This window comes from Methanosarcina spelaei (genome assembly GCF_002287235.1).
Lineage (GTDB): Archaea > Halobacteriota > Methanosarcinia > Methanosarcinales > Methanosarcinaceae > Methanosarcina > Methanosarcina spelaei.
In genome coordinates this window covers 1-5155 of record NZ_LMVP01000138.1, presented here as the reverse complement: position 1 = coordinate 5155, position 5155 = coordinate 1, and the positions used below count along the sequence as shown (strand labels likewise).

Here is a 5155-nt window from a genome sequence, read left to right as displayed (position 1 = left end):
TGGCGCGGACATACCCCGTTGCTTGCAGCGGGGTGCGCCAGCGCAACTTTGATTTTTACTTCAGGAGAATCCAAGAACTCTTTCTGAAATTAAAGACTATTTTGATGTAAAGTCACCTGAAATCCTGCCTCGCCTTAAAGAAATGGAAAGCGCAAACTTGATTATCAGGCAGGAAGGAATGTATCGGCTGACACCTCTCGGAAAAGTTTCAGCTATACATTATAAGCCCTTACTGGATACTCTTACAGCTATAGAAGCAAACGAAATTTTCTGGAGAGATCATGACCTTGCTGCAATTCCTGATCTATTGTTAAACAGAATTCAGGAACTCAAAGAGTGTAGAGTCGTAAGAGATGAACAGGAACATATTTACGATACTCATAAGGCGTTCATGGAAAATGTACGGGCTTCTACCCACTTCGTGGGCTTTTCATCCATTTTCCTACCAAGCCATCCTACTATGTTTCTAGACTTAGCTCGCAGGAATATTCCGACTTCAATAATTCTTACACCTAATGTATTTTTTAAAATAAAAAGTGAACATGGTACTGAGATTGAAGAGTTCCTTAAGTTCAAGCATACCGGTCTCTACGTATATGACAATGCAAAAGTAGCCTTTGTGGTAACAGACCGTTTCCTATCCCTTTCGTTATTTTTCAAAAACGGAACCTATGATCCTCGAAACGACCTGATAGGTTTTGACTCGTCTTCAATCAAATGGGGAGAGGAGCTTTTTAAGTATTATAAAGAAAACTCAATTGAGATAAAGAATTTATAAAATTCTTTGAAGACTTCTGGAAAGAAACCTTAAAACTATAGGAAATAGGAATTGTAGAGTTTGGTTTTTTCCAGATATATTTCTGGATAACTGTATGCCTTATTCTGAATATTTTACTTGTTCTATTTTTTTGCATTTTTTATACTTTTTCCTTTATTTTATATGTTTTACAATTACTCTGTTGTTTTTGTACTTTTTTGTACTTCTTCCATTGTTTTTGACTTTTTTATAATTATTTACTGTTTTTGCATACTCCCATAAACTTTACTTGATATGAAAGGACTTTTAAGTCCTTTCATTTGTTTGAGCCTGAATTCGAAGAATTTCATGTTTTTAGGTATTTTTATACCAGGAAGGTACTTACAATCGTTTTTAGTCCGACAATTGAGGTTGATTCCCCATCCACAAGAATTGTTCTCTCTAATTTGTGAAAAGTGGTTTCCATATCATCAGTTTTTGTATAATTTTTAATGCATATCAGCCCACATATAAAGCTATAGAGGACAATAAGAGGTTCGAAAGCAATAATTCCGTTAATTAAGGCAATACCGAGAATCAGGTGAGAGAGCAGGTGTAATCCGAGAAGGAAATTACGGGTATTTTGTTCTCCAAGGCTTACTGGAAGGGTCTTGAGACCTGCGAGAGTATCTCCTTTGACATCTTTGAAATCATATATTGTGGAGTTAATAAAGAGCTTAACTCCAAAGAAAGTGAAAACTAAAACAATGGGAAGCACGCTCCTACAGGTGCTGCCAGCAAGCCCTGAAATAAAAGCTCCCCAGGTGAGACCTACAATAATGTTTTTGACTCCAAGTCCACCTTTGAGTTTTAAAGCAAATTTTCCTATTTTGATGCCTTTACTATAAAGGAGGCCGGTTACAAGTGGTAAGAATGCGAGTGCAATCACTCCTTCTTTTGCCAATACGTAACTTCCTATCACGAAGGTAATCATAGAGGCTGCAAACCCTATTTCTTTTCTTGATCCACTCAACTCTTTTCGGTTTACAATATCTTCTTCGGAGCCAAGAGCTCTATCGAGTGTATATACGCTGTAAATTACGAGTCCTCCTGCAACGCAGGTGAATATACTCGAATGAACTTGAAGCAGGAGGAAAGCAATATGAATTCGTAGTGCGCCTGAAAACGCAACTAAAATGGAACTTTTTAAGAGTTCAAGTGTTGCGTTCTTTTCCCCAATTTCTGGGTCATTCTTTCGTCTGTACCTGAGAAAACGTTCAAAACTTCCGAAAAATACATTGAAGCTCATAAAAATAATATTGGTAAACTTTTAAATATTATTTATTCAGTGTAACATTTTACAATGTTTCTAAGATATGAGGATTAATATTAGGTTTATAGAAATGAACAAACACTAGCTGAGTAAACTAACGCTTATTTTAGAAGGAAATCATGTTCTTGCTATCCTCAAAAAGATTGATATATATCCTCAATGATCTCAAAATAATCATATTTTTTAAAATTAATATTCCTCTCTTTCGTTGTTTCTGGAGCAAAAGAAATCAATATTATTTGTACAGTTATTCGGCCAACATGAAAATCATTGAGCTTTACTGTGGTTTCAACAATAACTGTTTTTAAGCTTACTGATACTGTTTTTCAGAGTTTAACTGAGTGTAAACTACTCGCTTAAAACAGCGAAGAGCCAAAATCAAATAAATCTGCTGGACGGCACTAATGGAAATTCTGGAAAAACGGTTCAAAGAGAGAATATAAGCTTTCCCGGAAGGCTCTGATATGTAGAAAAGATCAAAAATTAAAAATAGAGGGCAGTAAAGCCCAATAAAAAAATTATAATTGTTATAAAGGAACTACTTTCTTTCCATACGCTTCGTTCAATACTTGACCAAGAGCTGTGTATATTGCAGAGAGTCCTGTAAGGATTCCTTCATAACCAGCTATCTTCAGGATTCCGGCGTTTCCCAGATAATTTCCTGCTGCAAGCAAGAAAAACAAGATTGTTAGAGTCAGGAAAACAACGGAGAGAGCCCTTGAGCCTTTGAGCGTACCTATGAACATGAAAAGGGTGAAAACCCCCCACATGAATAGGTATGCAGCAAATGAGAGTGAATCTGCGGCCAGCCCTGCATAATCTGGAGACTTAGGAATAAGGACAATACCCACTAAAGAGAGCCAGAAAAGCCCGTAGGAAGTAAAAGCTGTGGCCCCAAAAGTATTTCCTTTCTTCCATTCCTGGATTCCGGCAATTACCTGAGCTAACCCACCGTAAAAGATACCCATCGAAAGAATCATTGCGTTCATCGGATAGAAACCTGCATTGTGTATGTTCAAAAGCACAGTTGTCATTCCGAAACCCATCAAGCCTAGAGGAGCTGGATTTGCGGATAAATCCGTTATTTTTATATCACGAATATTCATAACATCTTTAATATTTTGACTCATAAAATTAAATCCTCCTTACCGTTACCGGAAGTTTAGCCTGAATTTCCAATAAAAATCACATTAAGATAATCAATTGTTTTTAAGGTCCATTTTTCACGTTTCGGAAATATGTAATTGTTAATACTTATAATTAGGGACAGTATTTATATTTTTAATATAATATATATAGACAATATAAAAACCCACAAAAGCTATTAAGAATTTTCATAATAAGCTATTTATTAACGAGTGTTGAATTTGCTTCATATGACTCAGGTAAAAAAACCTCTTATGCTCATTATTCTTGATGGTTGGGGCTATAGGGAAGCAATAGAAGGAAATGCTGTCCTGGCAGCCAAAACTCCAAATCTTGACCACTTGATGGAAGAATATCCCTGGTGTTTCTTAGAAGCATCAGGGGAAGCTGTAGGCCTTCCGGAAGGCCAGATGGGAAACTCCGAAGTCGGGCACCTGAATATAGGAGCAGGGCGAATTGTTTATCAGGACTTAACCCGAATAAACCTCTCCATAAGGAAAGGTGACTTCTTCAAGAATCCGGCTTTTTTGGGTGCAATTTCAAATGCCAAAGCCAACGATTCAAGCCTTCATCTCATGGGGCTTGTCTCCTACGGAGGCGTTCACAGTTATATGACCCACATTTATGCCCTTATCAAACTAGCACAGCAGGAAGGGTTGAAAAAAGTATATATACATGCTTTTCTGGACGGCAGAGACGTGCCTCCTAAAGCCGCCCTCAAAGACATAAAGGAGCTTGATGCTTTTTGTAAGGAGAACGGAAGTGCTAAAATTGCCACCATATCAGGGCGCTATTACGCAATGGACAGAGACAAGCGTTGGGATAGGACAAAACTTGCCTATGATGCACTTACTATGGGAGTTGCGCCTTACAAAGCTCCTGATGCAGAAACTGCAGTTTCTGAAGCTTATGAAAGAGGAGAAACTGATGAGTTTGTAAAACCGACTGTGATCGCAGATTTAGAAGGAAAGCCTGAGGCAGTCATAAAGGATAATGATTCTATAATCTTCTTCAATTTCAGGCCTGACAGAGCACGGCAGCTTACCTGGGCTTTTGTAAATAAAGACTTTGATAGCTTTCCCAGAGAGAAATATCCGAAAGTTTACTATGTTTGTATGGCCCAGTACGATGAAACCCTGGATTTACCTATAGCTTTCCCATCAGAAGAGCTGAAAAACGTGCTTGGTGAAGTCCTGAGCAAGCAGGGACTGGTCCAACTTCGGACTGCTGAAACCGAAAAGTATGCCCATGTGACCTTTTTCTTGAACGGAGGACAGGAAAAATGCTATGAAGGAGAGGACCGTTGCCTTATTCCCTCTCCAAAAGTTGCTACTTATGACCTTAAACCCGAAATGAGTGCGTATGAGGTTACGGATGAAGTTATAGAAAGGATTCGGTCAGGAAAATATGACGTCATTATCCTTAATTTCGCAAACATGGATATGGTAGGGCACACTGGAATTTTTGAGGCAGCAGTAAAGGCAGTAGAAGTCGTTGATAACTGCGTGGGCAGAATTGAAGCAGTTCTGGAAGAAGTTGGAGGCGTAGCAATTATAACTGCAGACCACGGAAATGCCGAACAGATGGAAAACCCGAGAACGGGAGAGCCACATACAGCACATACTTCAAATCCGGTAAAGTGTATTTACTTCGGAAATAACGAAGTTAAAGCACTTAAAAACGGAAAATTATGCGATCTTGCACCAACCCTTCTGGAAATTCTCAAAGTCCGGAAGCCTGAGGAAATGACAGGGGAATCTCTTATTATAAATTAATAACTCGAAAAGGAAAAAATAAACTGAAACTATTAAAGAAATAGAAAATGATCTGAAATTATTAAAGAATGAAAAAAAGCAATTTGAAATTTCAGAAAATCTCATTTTCCTTTCTTAGTTTTCCTCTCCTAATTTTCTTTTCTTAGTTTTCCTCTCCTAATTTTC

Annotated in this window: 4 protein-coding genes; 2 read left to right on the top strand and 2 right to left on the bottom strand. The window is 37.9% G+C overall.

Translation table 11 applies throughout. The features are described 5' to 3' along the window. Positions 1–178 precede the first annotated feature (178 nt). Positions 179–778: a helix-turn-helix transcriptional regulator gene (locus ASJ81_RS08740; protein WP_245859972.1), complete on the top strand. Its 600-nt coding sequence runs from the start codon at positions 179–181 to the stop codon at positions 776–778. Positions 779–1121: 343 nt separating this feature from the next. Here the strand turns inward: ASJ81_RS08740 and ASJ81_RS08735 are convergent, their stop codons facing one another. Both ASJ81_RS08735 and ASJ81_RS08730 read right to left on the bottom strand, forming a co-directional pair. Further along, a complete protein-coding gene (locus tag ASJ81_RS08735) occupies positions 1122–2045 on the bottom strand; it encodes a UbiA family prenyltransferase (protein ID WP_095644135.1) in 924 nt (307 codons plus the stop codon). A 551-nt stretch (positions 2046–2596) separates the two neighbouring features. After that, positions 2597–3199, bottom strand: coding sequence for an acetate uptake transporter (locus tag ASJ81_RS08730; RefSeq protein ID WP_095644134.1), 603 nt, complete (start codon positions 3197–3199; stop codon positions 2597–2599). A gap of 246 nt (positions 3200–3445) precedes the next feature. On the opposite strand from ASJ81_RS08730, the gene gpmI reads away from it, so the two are divergent. Beyond that, entirely contained in the window at positions 3446–4990 is a 1545-nt protein-coding gene (gpmI, locus tag ASJ81_RS08725; RefSeq protein WP_095644136.1) for a 2,3-bisphosphoglycerate-independent phosphoglycerate mutase, read from the top strand. The last annotated feature ends 165 nt before the right edge of the window (positions 4991–5155 follow it).

What these genes read in the sequence shown, in the direction of transcription:
- ASJ81_RS08730 (WP_095644134.1), bottom strand. Translation starts at nt 3,199, where the DNA reads ATGAGTCAAAATATTAAAGATGTTATGAATATTCGTGATATAAAAATA.
- ASJ81_RS08735 (WP_095644135.1), bottom strand. Translation starts at nt 2,045, where the DNA reads ATGAGCTTCAATGTATTTTTCGGAAGTTTTGAACGTTTTCTCAGGTAC.
- ASJ81_RS08740 (WP_245859972.1), top strand. Translation starts at nt 179, where the DNA reads ATGTATCGGCTGACACCTCTCGGAAAAGTTTCAGCTATACATTATAAG.
- gpmI (WP_095644136.1), top strand. Translation starts at nt 3,446, where the DNA reads ATGACTCAGGTAAAAAAACCTCTTATGCTCATTATTCTTGATGGTTGG.